Source organism: Pseudoalteromonas lipolytica (assembly GCF_900116435.1).
Taxonomy (GTDB): Bacteria; Pseudomonadota; Gammaproteobacteria; order Enterobacterales; family Alteromonadaceae; genus Pseudoalteromonas; species Pseudoalteromonas lipolytica.
The window spans coordinates 111,290-136,459 of sequence record NZ_FPAZ01000011.1 but is presented as its reverse complement, the minus strand read 5'-3'; the positions used below and the strand labels follow the sequence as shown (position 1 = coordinate 136,459).

The following is a 25,170-nucleotide window of genomic DNA, read 5'->3' as shown; positions in this document are numbered from 1 at the left end:
ACACGCGTTAATTAACGAATAGAGATAAAAATTAACCACTAGCTATTGGCGAATCTGACTTGGTGCAGTAAACTACGCCTTTGCTTAAGAATTTATTTGGAGTGCTAAGATGGCTCGCGTAACTGTTGAAGATGCAGTAGATGCAATTGGTAATCGTTTTGACTTAATTTTAGTTGCGGCTCGTCGTGCCCGCCAAATCGCGGTAGGTGGAAAAGATCCACTTGTTGACGCAGAAAATGACAAGCCGACAGTCATTGCTTTACGTGAAATTGAGAAAGGGTTAGTAAATAGCTCATCAATGGACTTAATTGATCGTGAAGAACAACAACACCAAGAAGCAGCAGAAATGGCTGCAGTGGCTGCTATCGTAGGTGGCAACCAATAATCAAGCTCCCCGCTTTGATTTCGCTAAACGGCTAGTATTTCAGCACTAGCCGTTGGCAAGCCCTTCTTTTCATCGTATATTCTATTCATACCGTTACCGATTTACTTCATTTGCGCATTGGAGTGTGACTTTGTATCTTTTTGAAGGTCTAAAAAAGAAAATATCCGAATATTTGTCTCCCGCCGATATCGAGCTGGTGCAAAAAGCTTACGTGGTTGCTCGTGAAGCCCACGAGGGTCAAACACGTTCAAGTGGCGAGCCCTACATTACTCACCCTGTCGAAGTGACACAAATTCTTGCTGGCATGCATCTCGATCACGAAACTTTAATGGCAGCATTAATGCATGACGTGATTGAAGACACCGACTTTAGCCAACAAGATTTAGCTGAGATTTTTGGCGATACGGTTGCCGAATTAGTTGAAGGCGTTAGTAAACTCGATAAGCTGAGCTTTAAAGACAAAAAAGAATTCCAAGCGGAAAACTACCGTAAAATGATCATGGCAATGACACAAGACATTCGCGTGATCTTAATTAAGCTGGCAGACAGAACGCACAATATGCGCACACTCGGCGCACTTCGTCCCGACAAGCGTCGTCGTATTGCCCGCGAAACACTCGAAATTTATGCGCCAATTGCAAATCGTTTAGGTATTCACGACATTAAAAATGAGCTGGAAGATTTAGGCTTTCAGGCACTCTATCCTATGCGTCATCGCGCTTTGAAATCTGAAGTGATCAAAGCCCGCGGTAATCGAAAAGAAGTCATCAGTAACATTAAAAGTGAAATCGAAGCACGCCTTGAAGAGGCTGGTATCGACGCCACGATTTCTGGGCGTGAGAAACACCTCTACAGCATCTATAAAAAAATGCTGAACAAAGAGCTCTCTTTTAACGAAGTCATGGATATTTACGCGTTTCGTATCAATGTAGATAACATGGATACCTGTTATCGCGTTTTAGGTGTTGCGCACAACTTGTATAAGCCAATTGAAACGCGCTTTAAAGATTACATTGCGGTGCCAAAAACCAATGGTTATCAATCATTGCATACATCATTAGTGGGCCCACATGGCATTCCGGTCGAAATTCAAATTCGTACCCACGATATGGATCATATGGCCGACAAAGGGGTTGCCGCTCATTGGATGTATAAAAAAGCCGGTGATAGCGCAGGTCACACCGCACAACAGCGTGCACGCCAATGGATGCAAAGCTTACTTGAGCTACAACAAAGTGCTGGGTCATCGTTTGAGTTCGTAGAAAACGTTAAAACCGAGCTATTCCCTGAAGAGATTTATGTTTTCACGCCAGATGGCCGTATTGTTGAACTGCCCATGGGGGCAACCGCCGTTGACTTTGCCTATGCAGTGCATACCGATGTAGGTAATACCTGCGTGGGGGCACGTGTAAACCGCAAACCGCATCCACTGAGTAAAGCGCTTGATACGGGTCAAACCGTCGAAGTTATTACCAGTTCTGGCGCACACCCTAACGCCACGTGGCTCAACTTTGTGGTAACAGGTAAAGCCCGCTTAGGGATTCGTAACTACCTTAAAAGCCAACAGCACGAAGAAGCCTTGTTACTAGGGCGTCGCTTACTCGACTCAGCCCTTGGTGAGCAAAAACTGGATGACATTCCAGATGAAAATATTCGCCGCGTGCTTCAAGAACATGAACTGAATACCGTATTAGAGCTGTTGGTCGAAATAGGCTCTGGTAACTTAATGAGCGTCTTAATTGCCAAGCGCCTAATGCAAGTTGAGGCCGACGACCTTAATGCGCTTGCCAGAAAAGCCAAAGCGACCATTATCGGCACCGAAGGTATGCTCGTTAATTACTCTAAGTGCTGCCGTCCCGTTCCTGGAGATGCCATCACCGCTCATATCAGCCAAGGTAAAGGCTTAACGGTTCACCGCCAAGAATGTAAGAATATTCGCGGCTGGGAGAATGAACGTTCGAAATACTTGGTTGTAAAATGGGACGATAATCCCGAGAAAGAATACATTGCCGCCCTTCGTATTGAAATTATCAATCATCAAGGGGCACTCGCTAAGCTCACCAATGTCATCGCCTCAACCCAAGCAAACATTGTCGAGATAGCCACCGACGAAAAAGAAAGTAATCTATACATGATAGACTTAGGCATTACCGTGAAGAACCGTGTTCACGTTGCCAATATTATGCGTCGCATTCGTGTGATGCCAGATGTACAAAAAGTCTACCGTAAAAAGTAACAAGGATAATCATGAACAAATCTTTTATTTCTACTGACAATGCACCCGCAGCAATCGGCACTTACAGCCAGGCTGTTAAAGTAGGTACCGCTGTTTACTTATCAGGTCAAATTCCTCTTGTACCAGAAACAATGGACGTTATTTCTGAAGACTTTACAGAGCAAACACATCAAGTATTTAAAAACCTAACGGCTGTTTGCCAAGCCGCGGGTGGTCAAATTCAAGACATGGTTAAAGTCAATATTTTCCTGACTGACCTATCAAACTTTGCAATTGTTAATGAAGTGATGAGCCAGTACTTTAAACAACCTTATCCAGCTCGCGCTGCAATTGGCGTGCGTGCACTACCTAAAGGCGTGCAAGTTGAAATTGACGGTATTATGGAATTACCTTCAACGAACTAATACACACAGTGCCAGCAACCCCCTTGCTGGCACTTTTTTAGACAAAGTTACTATTTTCCTCAGCCGAAGTTCTTGACTCACAAACCATTCTCTAGCAATCTGTGTAGTAATAATAATTAGAAACCTTTAACTATTGTAGTACAAAAGGATCCCCCACGTGTTTAAGCTGGCTCACAATGGAAACGTCTTATTAGATGTTCACGAACACTCACCACCCAGTGCTGCGTTTATTATCGAAGCATTAGAAAAGTCATCCTTCTGCGAATGCAGAGTAGATCATGATGCGATCAATAACTTTTTTAAAAATAAATCTACTGAACGTATGCTCGTTGTAGCTTCAAAGCATGATGCAAGCCTTGAGGTATCGTTAAGTGATGACAAAATGCTGGCCACTGGTGAGTTGACTATCGCTGAAGGCGGCAAAGCCCTAACCCTTGAAAACGCGAAAAAAGAACTCATTAAAGCCGGCGTAGCACGGGGTTATAAACAAGCATTTTTAGAACAGTTATTGCAAAAACAGTTTGAGCTACCCGCAGGCACTAAAACCAAAGGCGTATTAGCAAAAGGCCGCTTGCCCATTGATGGCCAGCCCTCAAAACTAGTGCCGCAAGTAGAAACGTTAAAAGACCGTTTAAAACAGCCCAAACTACGCGAAGATGGCACCGCCGACATGCGAGACTTTGGTAAGTTAGCCAGCGTAGAGCCGGGTGTACTGCTTATAAAACAAGTTCCTGCCACTCCCGGTAAAGAAGGGTTTACCGTCACCGGTGATGTGCTGCCAGCTAAAGCTGGTGAGAGCCATGCCTTAGTTGCAGGTGAAGGCACAGAGATTTCAAAAAACAATCCGCTGGAGCTGATTTCAGTGATCGCAGGGGTGCCTGTTGATATTGCCAATGGTATGCGTGTAGATGACATTTTTACGATTGCTGATGTTAACGTTAAAAGTGGCCATGTTGATTTTGAAGGCAGTGTCATCGTAACCCATAACGTTGAACCCGGCATGCGCATAAATGCGAAAGGCGACATTACCGTCATGGGAACCGTTGAGTCAGGTCACTTAACTGCGGCAGGCGATATCACCATAAAACAAGGTGTAATAGGCCACCAGCTCGATGATAAAAGCTTATCTTGTCATATTGTTTGCCAAGGCGACATTCATCTATCTCATGGTCAATACAGCTACCTTGAAGGCAATAACATTATCATTGACCGCCAATCAAGCCATTGTGTGATGAAAGCCGCTAAGTTGCTGCAGTTAGGCAAAGAAGACAACCCTCAAGGTAAGTTATTTGGGGGCACTATTTTAGATGCACAAATGGTGATAGCAGGTGAAATTGGCAATGAATCAGGTGCCAAAATGGTTATTAACCTCGCGGCCTCTGGCGCCCAAGTCACCGCACAAACCGATCAGTGTTTAAAAGACCTAGCACAAACCGACTCACAGCTAGATAACTTGCAAAAAGCCATTGAAAAAGCCGACCAAGTCAAAGACGCTGAAAAGAAAAAGCTGTTATTGGCTAAGATAGGCGCTACACAAATGCATTACTGTGAACAAGCAGAGCAACTCGAGAAAAAGCTCTCAAACTTAGAGCTTCATTTACATGAACTGCTTGAAGGCGCACAACTCGTCGTTAATAAAACATTGCACTCGGGAGTTGAGATCCATATTTTCGATAAAGTGTTACTCACTAACCGCCAATACCCACCTTGTAAAGTCAAACTCGAAGAAAGCAAAATTGAAGTAGAGTTTAAAACAAGTTAAAAAAAAGAGGCTTAAAGCCTCTTTTTACTAGGGTCATTAATCTTTAAACTAAAGAATTCCTTCAACTTGCTGCTTTAACTGCTCAGGCCACACGCCGACCTGCACTTGCCCGATATGGTGCTTTTGTAATAGCAGCATCGCTAAACGAGACTGACCAATACCACCACCAATCGTTTGCGGGAACTTTTTCGCTAATAACGCTTTATGCCAATCAAATTCAAGACGCACTTGGTCGCCCGTAATCGCCAGTTGTGTAGCCAATGCATCAGGACTTACACGAATTCCCATCGACGAAATTTCAAACGCATCTTCAAGTACTGGGTTCCACACTAGAATATCGCCATTTAAACCAGCAAACTTGCTGCAGGTTTGCGTCGACCAATCGTCGTAATCTGGCGCACGCACATCATGAATTTTACCATCTGCAAGCGCTCCCCCAATACCAATTAAAAATACCGCGCCGTATTCCTGCGCAATCGCTTTTTCACGCTGTTTCGCAGTGAAATCAGGGTACATTTGGCGTAATTGTTCACTGTGAACAAAGGTAATTTTTTCAGGTAAAAATGGGGGGATATCAAACTCACTGGCAACATAACGTTCAGTCGCTTTTATCGCTTGATAAAGTAACGTCACTGTTTCTTTAAGTTTATCTAAGGTACGTTCAGTGCTTTCGCAAATCACTTTTTCCCAGTCCCATTGGTCAACATACACTGAATGAATCGGGCTTAATGACTCTTCGTCTGGGCGTAATGCTTTCATGTGAGTATAAAGCCCTTCACCGACAGAGAAATCATACTCGGCGAGCGTTTTACGCTTCCATTTAGCGAGTGAATGCACCACTTCAAACTGGCTACCAGGAATCGTTTTCACCGCCACCGATACAGCATTTTCAGTTCCACTCAAGTTATCTTGAATGCCATCACCTACTTTTGCCAAGATAGGGGCTTGCACCTCAACTAAGCCAAGTTGTTGCTCTAATTGACTCGAAAAAAACTGTTTTACTTTACTAATTTGCTGCTGTTGCTGCAGGTAGTGTGAACTCATAATAATTGGCCTCATTCCCAGTTATTGTTACTTGCTTATAGAGAACTAAAATCTCTTCGTTAAAACAATCCTCAACCAAATGAAGATTATTTTCAATAACCCGCAACAAAAAGAACTTAACATTGCAATTATCGTAAAAATAATGCTATAAATTTTAGATAATCAATAATTACAACTCGGTTAATTCATGGAAAATTATCAAATCGATAATCTCGATAAAAACATCCTCAACGCATTAATGGAAAATGCACGCACCCCATACGCAGAATTAGCCAAACGCTTTGCCGTCAGTGCCGGCACTATTCATGTTCGCGTCGAAAAAATGAAACAAGCCGGTATTATCACCGGCACCCAAGTGAGAATTAATGCAAAGCAACTCGGTTACGATGTCTGCTGTTTTATTGGTATTAATCTCAATAATGCCCGTGATTACCCAGACACCTTGCTGCACCTAAAAGAGCTAGAAGAAGTGGTTGAGGCCTACTACACCACGGGTAACTACAGTATATTTATCAAAGTAATGGCGCGCTCTATTGACCACTTACAGGATGTGTTGATCAATAAAATTCAAGCCATAGAGGCCATTCAATCAACTGAAACGCTTATTTCGTTACAAAACCCAATAAGTAGAGCGGTAGTGCCCTAGCCTTATACTGGGTATAATCAGCGCCAATTAGAATCCGTCAACGAGCACACAACTATGGATACAACTCGCTTTGAGCGTGTAAAACAGGTGTTAGAACGCCGCCAAACGGACCTAACGGTTTGTTTAGAAGAAGTACACAAGCATCATAATTTATCAGCCATTGCCCGTACTGCTGACGCAACAGGCTGTCATCATGTGCACGCAGTGTGGCCTGACAATCAAAAATGGCTAACCAATAACACCTCTGGTGGCAGCAAAAATTGGTTAGAAACGCACTTGCATCGCACCATAGACGACGCCGTAGCGATGATGCGAGCCCATAATCCAGAAGTGCAAATTTTAGCAACTAACCTCAGTGACGATGCGGTCGACTTTCGCGAAATTGATTACACCAAACCAACGGCTGTGATTGTAGGCCAAGAGCGTGATGGAATTTCGCCTCGCGCACTTGAGCATGCTGATAAACACATCATTATTCCAATGCAAGGGATGGTGCAATCGCTCAATGTATCCGTTGCAGCCGCATTAATTTTGTTTGAAGCACAGCGCCAACGCGAAGAAGCCGGTCTGTATGAACGTAATATGTTAGATGACAGCATAAAACACCGTATTTTATTTGAGGGATGCCACCCTATTATTGCAAAGCAATGCCGCGAAAAAGAACTGCCTTACCCCGCGCTTGATGAAAGTGGAGAAATAGTCGCTGATGATGACTTTTGGCAGATTTTAAAACATACGCAATCGCTTGAAGCCACTAACGACTCACAGTAAACTGAAAAAAGTTTACTAATTAATAATTTGAGTCTCCATTGAGTCATTGTAGCTTAGCGTTATACCCGATAACTGAATTAAAAGGCGTTGGCCCCAAAATGGCCGAGCGCCTTGCTAAGCTTGGGATTCATACAGTGCAAGATATGCTGTTTCATTTACCGCACCGCTATGAAGACCGTACTCGCATTCACCCCATTTGTGAATTACAGCCACACAGCCATGTGAGTGTCGAGGCCACAATTGAAACCAGCCAAATTACATTTGGCAAAAGACGCATGCTAGTTTGCCAAGTTAACGATGGCACAGGTCGTTTAACGCTGCGTTTTTTTAATTTTAGTGCGGCACAAAAAAATGCGCTCAGCGCTGGTAAAATTATTCGCTGTTTTGGTGAAATACGCCGTGGTCGGGTTGGGTTTGAAATGACCCACCCTGAATACAGTTTATCAGACACGCCATCAGAACAACCGACGAACACCACCCTAACACCCGTTTACCCTGTTACTGAAGGCCTTAAGCAGCTATCTATCCGCGCTTTAAGCGACCAAGCCTTAGCTTTACTTGCTAAATATCCCGTTGAAGAATTACTGCCAGAACAATTTCAACCCACTGGCATGCGCTTAAGTGAAGCACTTTTGACCTTGCATCGCCCGCAAAACGATGTCGATTTAACGGCGCTTGAGCAAGGCTTTCACCCTGCTCAGCAACGATTAGTATTTGAAGAGCTGCTCGCACAAAATTTAAGCTTGTTGAAGCTACGCCAAAAAGGCCAAAGTGTAAAAGCTATTGCATTAAAGCCTCATAACCCGCTAGAGACAGAGTTTTTGTCGACACTGGCATTTAGTCCTACCACGGCACAAAGCCGAGTTGTGGCTGAGATCAAGGGCGATCTTCAACACCCTTTCCCAATGATGCGCCTTGTTCAAGGTGATGTAGGCTCAGGAAAAACCCTTGTTGCCGCACTCAGTGCGCTAACAGCAATTAGCGAAGGCTACCAAGTTGCCTTAATGGCTCCGACCGAAATTCTTTCTGAGCAGCATGGTATCAACTTTAGCCAATGGTTTAACAACTTGGGCATTGAAGTCGCATGGCTTGGAGGCAAAAGTAAAGGAAAAGAGCGCACCGCCACACTTGAAAAAATAGCCTCGGGTGAGGCGCAAATGATTGTTGGCACTCATGCGCTGTTCCAAGAGCAGGTCGAATTTAATAACCTTGTCTTAATCATTATTGATGAGCAACATCGCTTTGGTGTGCACCAACGATTATCACTGCGTGAAAAAGGGCGTTTTGGCGACTGTTATCCCCACCAACTGGTTATGACAGCCACACCTATCCCACGCACGTTGGCTATGACCGCGTATGCAGACTTAGAAACCTCTGTAATTGATGAATTACCGCCAGGTCGAACGCCTATCACAACCGTTGCCATTCCAGATACTCGCCGTGAGGAAATCATTCAACGAGTCAGAACAGCCTGCACAGCACAAGGCCGTCAAGTGTATTGGGTTTGTACGCTTATTGACGAGTCTGAGGTATTGCAGTGCCAAGCAGCAGAGGACAGCGCAGCACAATTAAAAGAAGCCCTGCCCGAGCTAAATGTCGGCTTAGTACATGGCCGAATGAAAGCCGCTGAAAAGCAAGCGATTATGAGTGAGTTTAAAGCGGGTAATATTCATGTTTTAGTCGCGACAACGGTGATTGAAGTGGGTGTTGATGTGCCGAATGCCAGCCTGATTATCATTGAAAACCCCGAACGCTTAGGACTTGCGCAATTACATCAATTAAGAGGCCGTGTTGGTCGAGGGGCGATAGCATCGCACTGTGTTCTTCTTTATCACGCGCCTTTATCTGCAACAGCACAAAAACGCTTAGGTGTATTACGCGAAAGTAATGACGGCTTTGTTATTGCCGAAAGAGACCTTGAAATCCGTGGTCCAGGTGAAGTGCTCGGCACCAAGCAAACCGGTTTAGCCGAATTTAAAATCGCCGACCTTAATCGCGACAAACAGACGCTGGCCCATGTCAGACCTATTGCCTTTAAAATGTTAACCGACTACCCAGAGCAATCAAACAAGCTAATTACACGTTGGTTAGCAGGCAAATCAGATTACGCGCTCGCATAAAAAAGCCCCGCATCAATGCAGGGCTTAAAATAAGGGAGTTATCCGTGTGAACGGTTAGAATTTGTATTCAATACCAACGCCTAGGTAATCTTGATCCACTTGGTTGTCCATATCAAATGTTGAGTAGAAACCAAATACTTTGGTGTTTTTGCTAAGCGTGTGATCAACACCAGCAGAGATAGCCGTTTTCTTATCGCCTTCATCAAAATCAATCACTTGGTATTGAACTTTGAACGTGTTGCTATTCATTTTATACGCCGCATTCACCAAGTAACCATCCGCTTCTGCGCTGCCATCCACTTTCTCTTGTGTTTGGTACATAGCACCTAGTTTAAAGTTGCCGACTTTACCTTGTACGGTTGCACGTACAATATCGTAGCCTTTCACTTCACTATCTGCTGCAACAGAGGCATACAGTTTGCTGTCTTTTAATTGAGCGTCACCGTAAGTAACTGCAAGTGAATAACCGTTATCTGCATCAACATCATCTTCTGCAATATAGGTTGCAAGCACTTTAAAGCCACTGAAATCGTTAGATGCGTAAGAAATCGTATTACCTAAACGGTTTTCACCTTTAAATACATTTTTAATATCGCCTTCAAGGTCATTGAATAAATCAATTTTGCCTTGAGATAGCTTCATTGCTGTGTCGTTACGACCAATCACAACCTGACCAAAGCCACCTTTAACACCTACGTATTGGTTACGTGCAGTGATGTTGTCATCATTGTCGCCTTTTGAATCAGCGTCAGATACGTCAACACCAAACTCTAGTTTATAAACAGCTTCTAAGCCTTCAGTTATTTTTTCAGAGCCTTTCAGGCCAAAACGTGAGTTATTGCTTTTGATTTCAGTGAAAGACCCTTCACCATCGTCAGATGATTGAACAGTCACGTTTGCTTTACCATACACATCAACATCCGCTAATGCTGAAAAAGATAAACCACCAAATAAAGCTAAGAATAAGCTAGACTTTGCAAATTTCATGTCGTTTCCTCAATAATCGCAACAAAAACACGTGCTCGTGTTTCAATGCGGGCAGTTTGCCAGCGAAAAATGACAGAAAAATGACAATTGAAATAAAATCGTAAATTTACCTTCATGAAATGTAATTATTTCTGAAATAAAAACGTAACTTACTACTGCAAAATAAAATTTTATTTAAAGCATCGTTTAAAATTTTTTAAGCTTTAATTTTTAATTCAGTCAATAAAGTCACCAATTTCTCTAATAGTGGCGTTTGTTCATTATCTCTGTGGTAGGCAACAAACACATCTCGCGAGGTATGCGCCACATCTTCAACATGATATAGCTCACCCGCTTTAAGCTGCTCCTCGACTAATAACTGAGGAATAAAGGCACTACCGCCACACTTCAAAATTAAGTCTAAGGCAATACGCCCGGTGCTGGTTCTAAAATAAGGAGGAGCGTGACCATTAAACTCACGAGCATGCCATAACGAAAACGAGGTGCCCCAGTCTACATACACATACTGGTTATCAAAAAAGTTCTCACTGTTTGCTGTTTCGTATGCACTCACCGGAATGATCGGCAATTCACAAATACGCTCAACAATTAACTCATCTACTTTAGGGGGATCGAACAGCACGGCTAAATCGAGTGTGCGCTCAAGTAATAAACGCGTGCTCTCTTGCTGCGCCTTCACTTCAGCAACCAATGAAACTCCCGGCATTGCCGAGACAATATTCGTGATCCCAAACTGTAAAAAAGCATCCCAAATATTCGGAGTGCCTGCTAAACTAATTTGCTTATGCATATTATCAGCAAGTGCCACATCGACTTTAGCCCTTTGCATGCCGGTGATAATCATTTGTGCGTGAGGTAAGAGTCGTTCACCCGGCGCTGTTAGCTGTATATTATTACGCTGACGAATAAATAAATTAACGCCTAAACCTTGCTCTAATTGACGGATCCGAAAACTCACAGCAGACTGGGTAATGTACAGGTTTTCAGCTGCCTTACCAAAGTGACGTGTGCGCACCACTTCAACAAAGGTCTTTAATAAATCGATATCCATTTTTTACCCTTACGATAAAAATAACTTGTTTAATAAAATCGACAACTTGATCCATACTCCTGCAAGAAAATAGGGTATGAGGATACAGCCATGAGCAATGACATTTCATCACTTCGTCAGGCATTCGTAAGCCAACGTCAATTTTATGATGATCAAAACTTCCCACGCGGTTTTGGTCGTAGTGGTCACTTCACTTTGCTAGAAGCCGACATTCTCGAACAGCATGGTGTTGTACTAAAGGGTTTATACAACAAAACCCTAGAACCACAAAATGAATTTCAAACTCAATTTGTGCAAGTAGTCACAGGTAACCTAGAAGCAACCAACCCAATTGAGCGCGCTTGGATAAAATACCTAAAACAAACTACCTGCAAAACTAAGTTTCATACTTTGTTCGGTCGTTCTCGTATCGCGAGCCCGACACCACAAAGCGTTGATTATTATTCTGAGTCGGATAGTTTGTAAGCAAGTTGCTTTTTTAACTTTTTAGAGTTACAACATGTAATAACTTACGCTACGCGATAAAGTTATTACAAGGTAAAACGTGACCAGAAAAATATTAATCATTGAAGATGCACCTACTATTGCGCGAGTGCAAAAGCATATCGCGCATAAAGTAGGGTTTGAAGCAGACATCGCAACATCGTTAGCTGAAGCTAAACAACTTATTGCTGAAAATAACTATTTTTGCGCCGTTGTTGATTTTATCCTTCCAGATGCACCCAACGGTGAAGCCATCCCCTGCAGCGTCGATGCCGACATTCCTACCATCGTTATGACCGGCAATTTAGACGAAAAAACCCGAAACACGGTCGAAAAGCATCCTATCATTGATTACATCACCAAAGAAAATAAACAAGCCTATCAATACTTAGAAAAACAACTGACTCGCCTACCGCGTAATGAACAAATATTGGTTTTAGTGGTTGATGACTCCCCCGCAACTCGCCGTCACATTTGTAATCTACTCGCACGACATAAGTACCAAGTTATTGAAGCGGTAGATGGCGTAGATGCACTGCGAGTCTTAGCAGAAAACCCCTCAATCTCTGTGATCATTACTGATAACGAAATGCCTAATATGAATGGCGATCAGCTCTGTGTCGAAATTCGTCGCCTGTATAACAATGACGAAAAAGCCATAATTGGTATTTCAGCACAAGATACCTTGCATTTATCAACGCGTTTTTTAAAGTCTGGCGCTGACGATTATTTAAGTAAGCCCTTTAATAACGAAGAGTTTTATTGTCGCTTAAGCCAAAACGTCGACATGTTAGAAAATATTAAAACGATTCGCTTACAAGCGAATACCGACTACCTAACATCATTGCCTAACCGCCGCTATTTCTTTGGCGAGGCGAGTCAGCATTTAAAAGCGGCACACGCGGCAAAAAAATCGGTCTCACTCGGCATGATTGATATCGATTACTTTAAATCAATTAACGACAAGTACGGTCATGACTCAGGTGATGATGTACTCAAATGCCTGTCACGGTGCCTACTTAAGTACTTTAAAGATAATTTAGTCGGACGCTTAGGCGGAGAAGAGTTTGCTGTCTTTTTTGCTGATAATGATCCGCAACAAGCACAGCAACGATTAGAAAAATTTCGCCATTTCATCGAAAAACACAGCGCGGAATTTAGTCGTGACAACATTACATTTACGCTATCTATCGGATTTCATAATGGGCCTGTTTACAGCATTGATGAACTGATAAAACAGGCCGATTTAAAACTCTATCAAGCCAAAGAGACTGGCCGTAACAAGTTAGTGAGCTGATATTAAATAGGTTTAGTCACTGCTTTTAATGATGCTTTACGCTGCTTACGGCTTTGACGGTACGAATCCCAACTGAACAAAGCCAGCGCGCTCCATATACACGCAAACGTTATCACCCTTTCAGCATCAAATACTTCGCCATAAAATGCCACTGCAAGCACAAACATTAAACTTGGACCAATATACTGAAAAAAGCCCAATGTACTGTACTGCAAACGTTTAGCAGCGCCTGTAAAACACAGCAAAGGCAACGTGGTCACCACACCTGCACTAATAAGTAACAGATTGATATGCCAATCATTGGCAGTAAAATCAGAACTGGCTGTGGGCACCATTAACCACCAGTAAACCAGAGCAACAGGCAGTAAAATTAACGCTTCAAGTAATAACCCTGGCAGCGATTCGATAGGCAGCTTTTTACGCAGTAAGCCATAGATAGCGAACGAGCCTGCCAAAGAAAAAGCCACGATTGGAAAAGAGCCAAAGCTGAGCAATTGTAATAATACACCGCATAATGCAAGGCCAACGGCTACGCCTTGCCATTTACGCAGTCGCTCACCTAAAAACAGCATACCTAACAACACATTTAAAAGTGGGTTTATGTAATAACCCAAACTCGCATCGAGCATGTGGTTATTGTTTACCGCCCAAATAAACAAGCCCCAGTTAAAGCCAAGCAAACTGGCCGTTACCACCAGCATTAGGAGCAACTTAGGCTGACCTAATACAACGCGAATGCGCTGCCATTGATGGCGTGCAGCAATAATGATCAACAAAAATAACACCGACCAAATAACACGGTGCATCAAGATTTCAAAGGCAGATATATTCTGTAAAAGTTTAAAATAAATGGGTGCTAAGCCCCACATAAAAAACGCTAAACATGCGAAAATTACCCCTTTTCGCTGTTCAAGATTGGTAGGCATAAGTCAGGCTTTATAGATTAAAAACACTATTTTACGCCGCCTATTTACTGGCGCAACTAAAACGCGGCAAATAAACCCATGTATACCCAAACCACCTCAAGATGCGAGTTTCAGTTGGAATTAAAAGCGATTTAGGCAAGACATTGATTGCAAGTAATAGTGGTTCTATTGTTAAAATCAATAACGCAGTATAAATCGCTTTTAAACCAACCCTTTGGGCGCTCTACAGGCACTTACTCTCATCGTTGTTACTTCTTAAAAGGGACTGCCATTGTTGCAAAGTAACGCCTTGATATTAAGCACCTGTGAAACGCTGAATTCTGCATATTGAGGTCGTTTAGGTATATTGCTACAGACATCATCCAAAAAAAACACTAAAATGCTCGGCGATGAATACCAATACCGCAATGACTAACACCCCCGTTCGATCACCACAAGCCGTACTCAAACAAGTGTTTGGTTACAAGGATTTTCGTGATGGTCAAGAAGCGATTATAGCCGCAGCGCTTGACGGACAAGACTCGCTCGTCTTGTTACCAACAGGTGGGGGAAAATCACTTTGCTATCAAGTACCCGCCTTGATCCTTGATGGTGTCACTGTCGTCATTTCGCCGCTTATTTCATTAATGCAAGACCAAGTTGCACAACTCAAAGCACTGGGCGTTCAGGCCGCTTATATTAACAACAGTCTGCCATTCGAAGAGCAGCAAGCGGTGTACCAGCAACTGCATTACGGGCAAATAAAACTGTTGTACGTTGCACCTGAAAAAGTCTTACAACACGAATTTTTAGAGCGCCTTAGTCACCTAAAACTCGCTCTGTTTGCTATTGATGAAGCGCACTGTGTCTCGCATTGGGGCCATGATTTTAGGCCTCACTATTGTCGGCTTAATGAGCTAAAACAGCGCTTTATGCATGTTCCGATGATGGCATTAACTGCCACAGCCGATAAAGCGACACGTTACGATATTATTGAGCAGCTACAGCTTAATCAGCCTTACGTACACACAGGCAGCTTTGATAGGCCCAATATTCGTTACACCATCGAAGAAAAATTCAAACCCATGGTGCAGCTGCTGCGTTATTTAAAAGAGCAGCAAAACCAAAGTGGAATAATTTACTGCACCAGCCGTAAACGTGTTGATGATGTTGCCGAAAAACTCGCTGATGCAGGCTTTAATGCCGCGGCTTATCATGCGGGGATGAGTAACGAACAACGACAATTTGTGCAGTCAGGTTTTGCCCGTGACGATATTCAAATTGTAGTAGCAACGGTTGCCTTTGGTATGGGAATTAATAAACCTAATGTACGCTTTGTTGTGCATTACGATATTCCTAAAAGTGTTGAAGCTTACTACCAAGAAACAGGCCGTGCTGGTCGTGATGGCTTAGCCGCTGAAGCGATAATGTATTTTGATCCGGCCGACATAGGACGCGTTCGTCGCTTTTTTGAAGATATCGAAGATGAGCAACGCCGCCGAGTAGAAGAGCAACGCTTTAATGCGATGGCCAGCTTTGCTGAAGCCCAAACATGTCGCAGACAAATCCTGCTCAACTATTTTAGCGAGTACAAACGTGAAACCTGTGGCAACTGCGATATTTGCTTAAATCCACCGACAAGCTTTGACGGCACGTTGGTCGCGCAACAAGCACTCTCGTGCGTATATCGTGCAGAGCAGCGTTTTGGTATTGGTTATATTGTTGAATTGCTGCGCGGGGCAAATACCAGCCGTATCCGCGATAATAATCACCACCAGCTGAGCACTTACGGTATAGGCAAAGATCACAGTGTGGAGTTTTGGCTAAGCATTTTAAGGCAGCTTATTCACCAAGGCTTATTAAGCCAAGATATAACTCAGGGCTCTTCACTGCGCTTAACCGAAGCAGCTCGTGCAGTACTTAAAAGTGAATACGCCCTGCAATTAGCCGAGCCACGCTTACAAGCCAAACACGTTTATCAAGATAAACTCGCGCAATTTAATTACGACAAAAAGCTGTTTGCTAGATTACGAGCTCTGCGTAAGGAGTTGGCTGATGCGGATGACGTTCCTCCGTATGTCGTTTTCAATGATAAAACGTTGGCTGAAATGGCACAGCTCATGCCGACCAATGATAGCGAATTTTTAAAAGTATCAGGCGTGGGGTTTACGAAGCTAAACAAGTACGGTTCTCCTTTTTTAAACACCATTCGCGACTACCTCGCCGCCCACTAGGATTACAATGACTAACCTTATTTATGACGCCGAGTATGAAATAATTGTCATTAACTCACGCGACCTGCCTAACGATGAAGATTTTGAACTGTGGGCTACCCTCTTTTTGCACGCCCCCGCAATTAAAATTGCAGACTTTGATGCCGGTGCCGATCGTCATCAGTTAAGGTTTCACTTTACAGATCATAGTTTTAATCTAAACTTTGAACATTATAGCGAAAGTGTTTGGATAAACGCTGAAGGCGTTGAAGCGGCGAGTGTTTTGCCAAAACTTCATCAGTATTTAGTCATGCAGTTACAATAATAAGCTAGACTTTTTCTCACGCTTAGTATGTAGTAGTTGCATAGCAAATAAACAACTAAGGGTGTAAATGGGATTTAAGCAGTCGCACTTTGTTGCTCAGATTTTACCAATGGTGTTACTTAGCGTAACATCGCATGCCTATGCAGAGCAGGTACTCGCTGACAATAATAACTACTGTCACAACCAACGCACTCTTAAAACGCAAGACAACAACTTACGTCGCCAGCTCGATACTGACAATCCCCTCCCCGAAGCCGCCGATAACCGCAAAATCACTTCCATTAAGCTTGAACAGCTCAATGTCTTCAATACCGCACTTGAAGAAGAAAACAACGCGTTATTTCGCTTTGCGAATCGTGCTCATATGACAACCGAACCCGAAGTGATTCACAGTGTACTGCTGTTTTCAGAGGGGGATATTTATCAACCTCGTAAGTTACTAGAATCAGAACGACTCTTGCGTAAACAAGGTTATTTATACGATGCACGCATTCATGCTGAACTTGATTGCGACGGCAACGTGAATGTTAAAGTCGTTACGCGTGACTTGTGGACTTTGCTGCCCGAAATTAGCTTTAGTCGCAGCGGCGGTGAAAACGAATCAAGTATAGGCTTTCGTGAATCAAACTTTTTAGGCTGGGGTAAACGGGTGTCATTCTCGCGTACGCACGATGCAGACCGCACCGGGTATTTATTTGTATACGATGACCCTAATATCTTTTCGAGTCGCTACCGTGGTCGACTCGAATATTCAGATAACGATGATGGTAAACGCCATTACATCGATGTTAGTTACCCATTCTACTCAATTGATACTCCTTACAGTTACGGTGCAACCAGTTACTCAGACCAGCGCCGTGAGCCACTCTATTATCGCGGCGAAGTTGTCAGTGAGTTCGAGCAAAAAACCACCCTCAATCGCGCTTACTTTGGACATTCAAGTCAACTTGCCCGAAGCTGGACACAACGAATCAGTTTAGGAATAGAAAACCGTGAAGACACCTTTAAAGCCATTGCTGCCACCCAGTTACCTATCGCAGATGATCGCAGCCTAAGTTACCCGTTCATCAGTGCGCAATGGTTCGAAGACCATTATGTAAAAGTAAGAAATTTCGACAGTATTTATCGTACTGAAGACCTAAATCTTGGCTGGAATATTCAAGCATTACTGGGTTATTCAAGTAAAGATTTTAGCGATGACGCCAGCCGGACTATTTATTCTTTGTCTCTGTCAAAAGCCCATTACAGCGGAGATAATCAGCTATGGCGCTTTAAAGCTGATATAGATGGTTATTGGAACGAAGAACAAGACGATGTCGAAAATCTCATAACCAGTAGCCAAGTACAATACTATTTGAATACCAGTTTACAACAAAGCTGGTATGCCAAAGTGCGCCTGCAATATGCCAAAAACCTGACAGCCGATAAACAACTCACCCTTGGCGGCGAAAATGGTTTACGTGGCTACCCGCTTGATTATCAAATTGGCGATCGTAGCTTTTTAGTAAGTCTCGAAAAACGCTATTATTGGGAATATGACTTACTGCAACTATTTAAAGTCGGTGGCGCGGCTTTTTACGACATCGGCCGCGCTTGGTATAACGACAAAGATAACGGCACGAATGGTAATGTACTGCAAAATATCGGTGTTGGCTTACGGTTAGCACCAAGTCGAGCAAATGCCGGAACGGTCATTCACCTTGATATTGCTGCGCCTATCAACAAAAAGGACAGCGACATTGATTCTGTGCAATGGCTTGTCACCGTTAAAAATACTTTCTAAGATAGTGTTATTCGGTTAGTAAAGAGCTAAAATCTCGACGCTTAACATTAATGTAGGATCCCCCTTGGACTTCGAAACACTCTTTAACGAGCAATACCATTTAATCGTGACGATTATCGCGATTTTACTTTACCCATTACTAAGAAAAACCACAAAGAAACTGCTGTTAAAAGCCATCAAAGGTAAAGCAGATCCTCATCGTGTTTATCGTGCAGAACTGCTACTAAACATTATTCTCGCCATTGTAATGCTGTGCCTAGTGTTAGTATTTTGGGGCATTGAGCTGCGCGGTTTATTAGTTTTAGGTTCATCACTATTTGCTATGTTAGGTGTCGCCCTATTCGCAGCATGGTCGTTATTGAGTAATTTAACCGCCTTTTTATTAATGTTCATTCAAAACGACTGTCGTGTGGGCTATTGGATACGTGTCATCGATGGCGCAAACTTTTTAGAGGGACGTATCATTGAAATGGGTTTGATGAACGTGGTGCTTGAGCATGTCGATGGCCACAAGGTTATTTATCCCAATAATATTTTTGTTACTCGCCCAGTAATGGTGCTAAATAAAGCCCCTACTCCGAGTAAAACGCAATCAACAAAGCGTATTCTGGGACCCAAAAAATAAAGCCGCAAATGCGGCTTTTATTTTATGTATTGACGATGTCAGCAACTAATTATTGAGTTCAGCCGTTTTAAGCTCGTCTTCAATATCGCTTATTTCGTCAATAAAGGTTTCTAGCTGTTGCTCTACCAGGCTATTTGCATGCGCAAAGTAAGCAAGATGGAATACCGCATCGCCCTCATTTACAAGCGGCATGGTTTGCTGGCCAATTACAATGCCACTTCGTGGCGCTAATAGCTCAAGCTCAGCATCACCAAGTGGACTGCTGATATAAGCGAGCACTTGCCCTTTCATGACGCGCTCACCAAGGGATACTTGCGCACGGACAATACCATCAACCTCTGCACGCACCCAACTTGTTGAACTTGCAATCACCGGCTCTGGGAGTTTTTTCGCCCGCTTACCGCGCACCATTTTTAAATGACGCATAACATAATCAACGCCTTGCACACCGGCTGCAATCGCAATGGGGTCGAATCGCAGCGCTTCACCCGCTTCGTAGGTTATCACTGGGATACCTAAATTAGCCGCTTCACTGCGTAAAGAGCCATTGCGTAATGAGGCGTCTATCACCGCTGGTGTACCAAATGCTTTTGCCATAGCCGCGGTATCAGGATCACTTAAGTTAGCCCTAATTTGCGGTAAGTTAGTACGATGAATCGCACCAGTATGCAAATCAATAATGTGCGTACAATGCATTGCCACCTGCGAGAAAAAGGCATTCGCCATTCGCCCAGCTAATGACCCCCGTGTTGAACCCGGAAAACTGCGATTCATATCACGACGGTCAGGTAAATAACGCGACTTATGGATAAAGCCAAATACATTCACTATTGGCACCGCTATAATTGTGCCGCGTAATTGTTCAGGCTCAATTTTTGCGAGCAATTGCCTTACAACCTCAACACCATTGAGCTCATCACCATGAATTGCCGCGCATACCATTAACACAGGCCCTTGCTGGACCCCATTAACGACTTCAATTGGAATATTAAGCGGTGAGTGGGTATAAAGCTTTGCTGCTTCAATAGAAAACGTTTTACGTTCACCCACACCAACCGTATCACCTAAAATTGAAAACGGAGTATTTTTCTTAACCTTTGCCACGCACTTTTCCTTTTACTAGAGCGCTTGTAAATCTTAGCCTTTACCACGTGTTGCAGTTCTTTTCGTTGCTGCATTTTTTTCAATAAAATCAACAATCATGCCTGCAATATCTTTACCCGTAGCGACTTCGATACCTTCAAGACCCGGCGATGAGTTAACTTCCATCACTAATGGTCCTCGTGCTGAGCGAAGTAAATCAACGCCCGCTACGTTTAAGCCCATTGCTTTTGCTGCAGCAACGGCTGTTTTTCTTTCTTCAGGGGTAATGCGAACCAATGTCGCACTGCCGCCACGGTGTAAGTTAGAGCGGAACTCACCTTCTTGTGCTTGGCGCTTCATCGCTGCGATTACTTTATCGCCCAAAACGAAACAGCGAATATCTGCACCGCCCGCTTCCTTGATGTACTCTTGCACCATGATGTTCGCTTTTAAGCCCATGAAAGCTTCGATTACACTTTCTGCCGCTTTGCGCGTTTCGGCTAACACAACACCAATGCCTTGTGTACCCTCTAGTAACTTAATAACCACCGGTGTACCACCAACCATGCTTAGTAAGTCTTTAACATCATCAGGCTTGCTTGCAAACCCTGTGACAGGCATACCTACACCTTTACGCGATAATAGCTGTAATGAACGTAATTTATCGCGAGAGCGTGAAATAGCCACTGATTCATTTACAGGGAACACGCCCATCATTTCAAATTGACGTAATACTGCACACCCATAGAAGGTCACTGACGAGCCAATACGCGGAACAATAGCATCAAAATCTTTTAAATTTTCGCCGCGGTAATGAATTTCTGGTTGATCAGAATTAATGTTCATATAACAACGCAATGCATCAATCACTTTTACTTCATGACCACGTTGCTCAGCTGCTTCAATTAAGCGACGTGTTGAATATAAGTTTTGGTTGCGAGATAAAATACCAAGTTTCATAGTTAAAACCTTTACTGACAAACTCACACACTGAGCGTGCTATGAGCGCCTTTTATAATAAATGAGATAAAGCCGGATCGACGACTATGCGATTTTCCATTGCTGTACGCCCTAACAACATTCTAAACTTCATTGTTGAACGGTTACTTAAAGTCACTCTAACGGGCCAGCTTTGGCTTCCTGCGACTAACGTTGTTTCTATAAAGTAACGAAGCTCTCTTTGACCACTTGAACTGGTCACATACTTACGCTCCATCACTTTTGCACGACAGTGGACCACAGTATCCACATCATCCTGCAGAGGCTGGGTTGTGAATTTCACCCAGTTTTCGCCATTTTCTGAAAACTCTTCAATATCAAAAGCATGAATACACGATGTACGCGCCCCCGTGTCCACTTTTGCTTTGATTTTATCAATTCCTAAATCAGGAAGGCTTAGCCATTCGCGCCAGCCAACGATAATTTTTGCACTCATTAATGTGCCCTCTATAAAAAAGTGTCTTATACGCTACAGAGCTAGAAACACCAACAAAATATATTCATCTCATCGATAAATCGATTTCATTAATATAGTCTTGACTATAATAATGTATATACTCAACTATATCGCACTATTTGTAAAATGAGAGTTCAATATGATCAATGGGTTACTTCATGTCTTAATTTTAGACGAGCAAGGCGGTGCACGTGCTATTGACAATAGTACCGAGCTGGAGAATTGGCAACCCGAACATGGAAAACTTTGGGTTCATATGGATTACAGCCAAGCTGACGCTGTAAAGTGGCTTGCTGACAGTAATTTACTGACTGACTATGAATTAGCATCCCTGATTGCGGATGAGACGCGTCCACGCCTAACAAAAGTAACCAACGGTTCGATGCTCTTTTTACGTGGCGTTAATTTAAATCCCGCACAAAGCCCTGAAGACATGGTGTCTTTGCGCTTATTTATAAACGAAAACGTTATTATCACAACCCGCAAACGCCGTTTACTCTCAGTGCAAGATGTTGTTGCAACATTTGATGACAGTAACGGTCCATGTTCAATTTCAGAGCTCGTGTGTCAATTAGCACAAAATCTTACATCGCGTATGCAAGGGGTCATTGATAGCCTTGATGACACGTTGGATATATTTGAAGACGAAATTGATGAGCCAAGCAAAGGTTTTGATAACCAAGCTTTAGCACAAATGCGCCGTCAGACCATCGCCCTAAAACGCTATTTAAGGCCACAAAAAGAGGCCCTTATTACGTTGTTAAACAACAAATACAAGTGGTTAGATGAAGACGACAAAGCCCGTTTAAACGAAACAACCAATATGTTGATTCGCTTTTTAGAAGAGCTAGACAGCTCAATTGAACGTGCACAAATTATTCAACAGACTATTGCTAACCAAGTGTCTGAACAACTTAATCAGCGTATGTATGTGATGTCGGTCGTTGCAGCATTGTTTTTACCATTGGGCTTCTTAACGGGCTTACTTGGTGTCAATGTGGGCGGCATTCCGGGCACGGAAAGTCCGTATGCATTTAGCCTATTTTTAATCTTCTTAGTGGTCCTTACCGTTGGTATTGGTATCTACTTTAAGAATAAAAAGTGGTTATAAGCCTACCTTAGCGTGGCTCAACAGATTTGATTAAATCAAGGCGAACGGCGTGTTCGCCTTTTTTTGTGCTCAAAATTAAGTGTTCACCTTCAGGACTTATAATCTGTAAGTTAATCGCTTTGCCATTTACTTGCTCGCCTGAGTGCAATGTAATCTGTAATTCTGTTGAGTGCATACACCACAATTCGAATTGGTCGTAATCACCACATGCAATGGGTTGATAAGTCATGTTTTAAAATCATGAAAATAAAAAGGATATAAACAGTGTAGAAAATAACAAAAGAAGGAGCAAATGGCGCTCTCGGCAGGGATCGAACCTGCAACTCAGCCTCCGGAGGGCCACGTGATATCCATTTCACCACGAGAGCACATTTGTCGTTGTCAGTACCAACTCGCGATATCAGCATGACAACCCGGCAATGATAATGGCATCTTGCTATAAATGCTAGCATTGAACACTTTACATGCTTATAAATTCAGCAATTTTCATTAAAACACTTCACATTAAGGCAGAACCACGGTATTAACGTATACTTATAAAATTAATAACAAGGTGGGAATTTGATCATGAGTTTAATGTCAACAGAGCAAGTTGCAGAATTTTTAGGTGTAAAAGTAGAACGCGTGAAACGACTTGCTCGCGAACATTTACTGATCTCGAAATCACAAGATGACAAAGGTGAGCCTTTGTTCGAACACGATGATGTAAAAAAATACAAAGAGCTTGCCGAGCGAATTGGTGGCCTTTAGCGTTTTTGCTGTTTAATGAAGTGGTGAAGCTGCACAAGCAGTGGCGCCACTTTATCCATTGCCCCTCGTTGCTCGTACCAACAAATACACAATAATAAAAATAGCCCCTGAAATGCCGCCAGCTTGTTGAGCGAAAGGGTAAATTCGTGGTGGGCTGATATAAGTGTTCGGTATTGTTCAAGCAAAGCTTGCTGTTGTTCAGTATTCAGCTGAAAACTGACCACTAAGGCTGCCAAGTCAAAATAAACATCATTACTTTTGGCATATTCGAAGTCGATTAAAAACATACCGCTATTATTCACAATGATATTTTCTTTAACCAAATCATTATGGCAAAAGCCCATATCTTTTGGTGCATTAGCAATATAAGCGAGTGACTCTTCTATTAATGTAAGATGCTGTTGGTAGCGAGTGGTGTGTTGATAACAATTAATTTCATAAGCGATGTCCATTGGCTCTGTGAGCAAGGGATACAGGTGCAGATTGACTAAATCTGGCAGTAAACTGTCACAAAAGTCGCCGCTGGCAATACGACCTTCAACATAATCGAAAATAGCCGTGTCTGTGGCTTGTTCTAGCCAAAGAGGCGCTGGGCAGCAACTTTGTTTAGCAAAATGTGTTTGAGCAGCCAAGCCTAGTGCAGGCCAATGGTCGCGATAATGTTTTACCAAATAGCTATTGGTCGCTGTTTTTACTAAGTAATTATCGTTACTTAACCCTTCAACCAATGGACTGATTGACGTAATCGTTAACGCGGGATCAAAACGCGAAAATAGCGCGTTTATTTGTTGTTCTGTTTTCATTTAAAGTTGAGCTAATGGCTTAGCTTGATGTTGCTCATACTCTTCATACCAGGTTTTAAACCCCCACGCTGCCATAATGGTATAAAACACAAACAGCACCAAGGTCGGGTAATACCCTTTTTCAAAGTACAAATACATGGAAGCCGCATCTATAACAATCCAGTATAGCCAATTTTCAAGAACTTTTTTGGCGACAAGGTAGGTTGTAACCACAGCAAAACAGGTGGTAAAGCTGTCTAAATATGCAAAATCTGCATGCGTGTAATTGGTCATGATGAAACCAATCACCACCGAGGCTAATGAGGTAGTAAATAAGATCACGACATGCTTTTTTAATGACCACGAAACAATCGGCAACCGGTCTTTATGGTTTAAACCTCGTCGCCAAATTACCCACCCATACACAGCCATGTACATGTAGTATAAGTTAAGCAGCGACTCCATCAATAGTGCGCCATTCCAGTACATTACGGTGTAAATAAAGGTGCTTGCAAACGCGGCAGGCCAACACCATAAGCTCTCTTTAATCGCGAGCAACAAGTACGCCATCGACAACGCCACTGCAATATATTCCCAGTGCGACATTGCCGTAAAGCCAGAGAAAGTTTCGGTTAAAAATTCCATATCACGCCGTCGTTATCGATTACTTAATCATCGCTTGGCGACAAATCACCGTGTAAAAATTTACAAACAAAAATTGCTTTACCAAACTCTTCATAAGAGCGCTTAATTTCAGTGTTAAGTACAGACATGACTAAGTCGTAATCACCAAAAATCTGTGTAGATAGCGTATTAGTAATCACTTTAAGGCCATCATAGCTGTTTACGCGGTCAATAAAGCCTTTAATAAATGGAATGTAATCTTGATGAAGTGGGTATTTACTAATCTCTACAGAAAGTTTCATTTTAAGCTACCGAGTTTTTTAACAG

General features: G+C 42.9%; 26 protein-coding genes and 1 tRNA gene. 15 read left to right on the top strand and 12 right to left on the bottom strand.

Annotation, left to right across the window (positions count from 1 at the left end; translation table 11 throughout):
- Positions 1-109: 109 nt before the first annotated feature.
- From rpoZ to BM378_RS13115, 4 genes are all read left to right on the top strand, one after another.
- Positions 110-385: a DNA-directed RNA polymerase subunit omega gene (gene rpoZ / locus BM378_RS13130; protein ID WP_036973056.1), complete on the top strand. Its 276-nt coding sequence runs from the start codon at positions 110-112 to the stop codon at positions 383-385.
- A 130-nt stretch (positions 386-515) separates the two neighbouring features.
- On the top strand, positions 516-2,621 hold the full coding sequence (gene spoT / locus BM378_RS13125) for a bifunctional GTP diphosphokinase/guanosine-3',5'-bis pyrophosphate 3'-pyrophosphohydrolase (RefSeq protein WP_036973057.1): 2,106 nt from the start codon (positions 516-518) through the stop codon (positions 2,619-2,621).
- An 11-nt stretch (positions 2,622-2,632) separates the two neighbouring features.
- Positions 2,633-3,025 carry a RidA family protein gene (gene ridA / locus BM378_RS13120; protein WP_036973059.1) on the top strand — a complete coding sequence of 131 codons (393 nt, stop codon included), beginning with the start codon at positions 2,633-2,635 and terminating at the stop codon, positions 3,023-3,025.
- Positions 3,026-3,182: 157 nt separating this feature from the next.
- Positions 3,183-4,787 carry a flagellar assembly protein A gene (locus BM378_RS13115; protein WP_074989360.1) on the top strand — a complete coding sequence of 535 codons (1,605 nt, stop codon included), beginning with the start codon at positions 3,183-3,185 and terminating at the stop codon, positions 4,785-4,787.
- A gap of 48 nt (positions 4,788-4,835) precedes the next feature.
- Here the strand turns inward: BM378_RS13115 and asnA are convergent, their stop codons facing one another.
- Positions 4,836-5,831: an aspartate--ammonia ligase gene (gene asnA / locus BM378_RS13110; protein ID WP_074989359.1), complete on the bottom strand. Its 996-nt coding sequence runs from the start codon at positions 5,829-5,831 to the stop codon at positions 4,836-4,838.
- A gap of 187 nt (positions 5,832-6,018) precedes the next feature.
- On the opposite strand from asnA, the gene asnC reads away from it, so the two are divergent.
- Genes asnC through recG form a run of 3 tightly spaced genes read left to right on the top strand, consistent with a single transcriptional unit; the run spans position 6,019 to position 9,368 of the window.
- Entirely contained in the window at positions 6,019-6,477 is a 459-nt protein-coding gene (gene asnC / locus BM378_RS13105) for a transcriptional regulator AsnC (protein ID WP_074989358.1), read from the top strand.
- A 54-nt stretch (positions 6,478-6,531) separates the two neighbouring features.
- Complete coding sequence (gene trmH, locus BM378_RS13100) at positions 6,532-7,248, top strand: tRNA (guanosine(18)-2'-O)-methyltransferase TrmH (protein WP_074989357.1); 717 nt, start codon at positions 6,532-6,534, stop codon at positions 7,246-7,248.
- Positions 7,249-7,286: 38 nt separating this feature from the next.
- Entirely contained in the window at positions 7,287-9,368 is a 2,082-nt protein-coding gene (gene recG, locus BM378_RS13095; RefSeq protein ID WP_074989356.1) for an ATP-dependent DNA helicase RecG, read from the top strand.
- Between the two features lie 54 nt (positions 9,369-9,422).
- Here the strand turns inward: recG and BM378_RS13090 are convergent, their stop codons facing one another.
- Both BM378_RS13090 and BM378_RS13085 read right to left on the bottom strand, forming a co-directional pair.
- Positions 9,423-10,355: a porin gene (locus BM378_RS13090; protein ID WP_074989355.1), complete on the bottom strand. Its 933-nt coding sequence runs from the start codon at positions 10,353-10,355 to the stop codon at positions 9,423-9,425.
- Between the two features lie 196 nt (positions 10,356-10,551).
- On the bottom strand, positions 10,552-11,406 hold the full coding sequence (locus tag BM378_RS13085; protein WP_036973070.1) for a LysR family transcriptional regulator: 855 nt from the start codon (positions 11,404-11,406) through the stop codon (positions 10,552-10,554).
- A gap of 90 nt (positions 11,407-11,496) precedes the next feature.
- On the opposite strand from BM378_RS13085, the gene BM378_RS13080 reads away from it, so the two are divergent.
- Both BM378_RS13080 and BM378_RS13075 read left to right on the top strand, forming a co-directional pair.
- Complete coding sequence (locus tag BM378_RS13080; protein WP_036973071.1) at positions 11,497-11,871, top strand: MaoP family protein; 375 nt, start codon at positions 11,497-11,499, stop codon at positions 11,869-11,871.
- A 79-nt stretch (positions 11,872-11,950) separates the two neighbouring features.
- Positions 11,951-13,186, top strand: a complete 1,236-nt coding sequence (locus tag BM378_RS13075) for a GGDEF domain-containing response regulator (RefSeq protein ID WP_036973072.1) — start codon at positions 11,951-11,953, stop codon at positions 13,184-13,186.
- Positions 13,187-13,188: 2 nt separating this feature from the next.
- On the opposite strand, the gene rarD is transcribed toward BM378_RS13075, so the two are convergent.
- Positions 13,189-14,112 (bottom strand): EamA family transporter RarD, encoded by a 924-nt coding sequence (gene rarD / locus BM378_RS13070; protein WP_036973073.1) that lies wholly within the window; start codon positions 14,110-14,112, stop codon positions 13,189-13,191.
- Between the two features lie 389 nt (positions 14,113-14,501).
- Between rarD and recQ the strand changes: the two genes are divergently transcribed.
- The 4 genes from recQ to BM378_RS13050 all read left to right on the top strand — a co-directional run bounded on the left by recQ (position 14,502) and on the right by BM378_RS13050 (position 19,037).
- Positions 14,502-16,325 carry a DNA helicase RecQ gene (gene recQ, locus BM378_RS13065; protein ID WP_036973074.1) on the top strand — a complete coding sequence of 608 codons (1,824 nt, stop codon included), beginning with the start codon at positions 14,502-14,504 and terminating at the stop codon, positions 16,323-16,325.
- Positions 16,326-16,332: 7 nt separating this feature from the next.
- Positions 16,333-16,629, top strand: coding sequence for a DUF3630 family protein (locus BM378_RS13060; protein ID WP_036973075.1), 297 nt, complete (start codon positions 16,333-16,335; stop codon positions 16,627-16,629).
- 67 nt (positions 16,630-16,696) lie between these two features.
- Entirely contained in the window at positions 16,697-18,412 is a 1,716-nt protein-coding gene (locus BM378_RS13055; protein WP_051501926.1) for a BamA/TamA family outer membrane protein, read from the top strand.
- Between the two features lie 64 nt (positions 18,413-18,476).
- Positions 18,477-19,037 (top strand): mechanosensitive ion channel domain-containing protein, encoded by a 561-nt coding sequence (locus BM378_RS13050; protein ID WP_036973077.1) that lies wholly within the window; start codon positions 18,477-18,479, stop codon positions 19,035-19,037.
- A gap of 45 nt (positions 19,038-19,082) precedes the next feature.
- Here the strand turns inward: BM378_RS13050 and BM378_RS13045 are convergent, their stop codons facing one another.
- The 3 genes from BM378_RS13045 to BM378_RS13035 are packed head-to-tail and all read right to left on the bottom strand — an operon-like array spanning position 19,083 to position 21,555.
- Positions 19,083-20,141, bottom strand: coding sequence for a succinylglutamate desuccinylase/aspartoacylase family protein (locus BM378_RS13045; RefSeq protein WP_036973078.1), 1,059 nt, complete (start codon positions 20,139-20,141; stop codon positions 19,083-19,085).
- Between the two features lie 33 nt (positions 20,142-20,174).
- Positions 20,175-21,080 (bottom strand): 30S ribosomal protein S6--L-glutamate ligase, encoded by a 906-nt coding sequence (gene rimK, locus BM378_RS13040; protein WP_036973079.1) that lies wholly within the window; start codon positions 21,078-21,080, stop codon positions 20,175-20,177.
- A gap of 52 nt (positions 21,081-21,132) precedes the next feature.
- Positions 21,133-21,555, bottom strand: a complete 423-nt coding sequence (locus BM378_RS13035) for an ATP-dependent zinc protease family protein (protein WP_036973081.1) — start codon at positions 21,553-21,555, stop codon at positions 21,133-21,135.
- 160 nt (positions 21,556-21,715) lie between these two features.
- Between BM378_RS13035 and BM378_RS13030 the strand changes: the two genes are divergently transcribed.
- The gene (locus tag BM378_RS13030) at positions 21,716-22,687 is read left to right on the top strand and encodes a zinc transporter ZntB (protein ID WP_074989354.1); all 972 of its coding nucleotides are present in this window, start codon (positions 21,716-21,718) and stop codon (positions 22,685-22,687) included.
- A gap of 7 nt (positions 22,688-22,694) precedes the next feature.
- On the opposite strand, the gene BM378_RS13025 is transcribed toward BM378_RS13030, so the two are convergent.
- Both BM378_RS13025 and BM378_RS13020 read right to left on the bottom strand, forming a co-directional pair.
- Positions 22,695-22,916, bottom strand: a complete 222-nt coding sequence (locus BM378_RS13025; protein WP_036973086.1) for a Rho-binding antiterminator — start codon at positions 22,914-22,916, stop codon at positions 22,695-22,697.
- Positions 22,917-22,980: 64 nt separating this feature from the next.
- A tRNA-Arg gene (locus tag BM378_RS13020) sits at positions 22,981-23,055 on the bottom strand.
- Between the two features lie 199 nt (positions 23,056-23,254).
- On the opposite strand from BM378_RS13020, the gene BM378_RS13015 reads away from it, so the two are divergent.
- Positions 23,255-23,437 carry a hypothetical protein gene (locus BM378_RS13015; protein ID WP_036973088.1) on the top strand — a complete coding sequence of 61 codons (183 nt, stop codon included), beginning with the start codon at positions 23,255-23,257 and terminating at the stop codon, positions 23,435-23,437.
- Here the strand turns inward: BM378_RS13015 and BM378_RS13010 are convergent.
- Genes BM378_RS13010 through BM378_RS13000 form a run of 3 tightly spaced genes read right to left on the bottom strand, consistent with a single transcriptional unit; the run spans position 23,434 to position 25,145 of the window.
- Positions 23,434-24,240, bottom strand: coding sequence for a phosphotransferase family protein (locus BM378_RS13010; RefSeq protein ID WP_036973090.1), 807 nt, complete (start codon positions 24,238-24,240; stop codon positions 23,434-23,436). The genes BM378_RS13015 and BM378_RS13010 overlap by 4 nt on opposite strands.
- Positions 24,241-24,864 (bottom strand): nicotinamide riboside transporter PnuC, encoded by a 624-nt coding sequence (gene pnuC, locus BM378_RS13005; protein ID WP_036973092.1) that lies wholly within the window; start codon positions 24,862-24,864, stop codon positions 24,241-24,243.
- A gap of 23 nt (positions 24,865-24,887) precedes the next feature.
- Positions 24,888-25,145 carry a YkoF family thiamine/hydroxymethylpyrimidine-binding protein gene (locus BM378_RS13000; RefSeq protein WP_036973093.1) on the bottom strand — a complete coding sequence of 86 codons (258 nt, stop codon included), beginning with the start codon at positions 25,143-25,145 and terminating at the stop codon, positions 24,888-24,890.
- Between the last annotated feature and the right edge of the window lie 25 nt (positions 25,146-25,170).

Coding starts and splice junctions, on each gene's coding strand:
- BM378_RS13090 (WP_074989355.1), bottom strand. CDS start 10,355: ATGAAATTTGCAAAGTCTAGCTTATTCTTAGCTTTATTTGGTGGTTTA.
- BM378_RS13055 (WP_051501926.1), top strand. CDS start 16,697: ATGGGATTTAAGCAGTCGCACTTTGTTGCTCAGATTTTACCAATGGTG.
- BM378_RS13015 (WP_036973088.1), top strand. CDS start 23,255: ATGAGTTTAATGTCAACAGAGCAAGTTGCAGAATTTTTAGGTGTAAAA.
- rimK (WP_036973079.1), bottom strand. CDS start 21,080: ATGAAACTTGGTATTTTATCTCGCAACCAAAACTTATATTCAACACGT.
- trmH (WP_074989357.1), top strand. CDS start 6,532: ATGGATACAACTCGCTTTGAGCGTGTAAAACAGGTGTTAGAACGCCGC.
- BM378_RS13060 (WP_036973075.1), top strand. CDS start 16,333: ATGACTAACCTTATTTATGACGCCGAGTATGAAATAATTGTCATTAAC.
- BM378_RS13025 (WP_036973086.1), bottom strand. CDS start 22,916: ATGACTTATCAACCCATTGCATGTGGTGATTACGACCAATTCGAATTG.
- asnC (WP_074989358.1), top strand. CDS start 6,019: ATGGAAAATTATCAAATCGATAATCTCGATAAAAACATCCTCAACGCA.
- rpoZ (WP_036973056.1), top strand. CDS start 110: ATGGCTCGCGTAACTGTTGAAGATGCAGTAGATGCAATTGGTAATCGT.
- BM378_RS13035 (WP_036973081.1), bottom strand. CDS start 21,555: ATGAGTGCAAAAATTATCGTTGGCTGGCGCGAATGGCTAAGCCTTCCT.
- BM378_RS13080 (WP_036973071.1), top strand. CDS start 11,497: ATGAGCAATGACATTTCATCACTTCGTCAGGCATTCGTAAGCCAACGT.
- BM378_RS13030 (WP_074989354.1), top strand. CDS start 21,716: ATGATCAATGGGTTACTTCATGTCTTAATTTTAGACGAGCAAGGCGGT.
- BM378_RS13000 (WP_036973093.1), bottom strand. CDS start 25,145: ATGAAACTTTCTGTAGAGATTAGTAAATACCCACTTCATCAAGATTAC.
- ridA (WP_036973059.1), top strand. CDS start 2,633: ATGAACAAATCTTTTATTTCTACTGACAATGCACCCGCAGCAATCGGC.
- asnA (WP_074989359.1), bottom strand. CDS start 5,831: ATGAGTTCACACTACCTGCAGCAACAGCAGCAAATTAGTAAAGTAAAA.
- rarD (WP_036973073.1), bottom strand. CDS start 14,112: ATGCCTACCAATCTTGAACAGCGAAAAGGGGTAATTTTCGCATGTTTA.
- recQ (WP_036973074.1), top strand. CDS start 14,502: ATGAATACCAATACCGCAATGACTAACACCCCCGTTCGATCACCACAA.
- BM378_RS13085 (WP_036973070.1), bottom strand. CDS start 11,406: ATGGATATCGATTTATTAAAGACCTTTGTTGAAGTGGTGCGCACACGT.
- BM378_RS13010 (WP_036973090.1), bottom strand. CDS start 24,240: ATGAAAACAGAACAACAAATAAACGCGCTATTTTCGCGTTTTGATCCC.
- pnuC (WP_036973092.1), bottom strand. CDS start 24,864: ATGGAATTTTTAACCGAAACTTTCTCTGGCTTTACGGCAATGTCGCAC.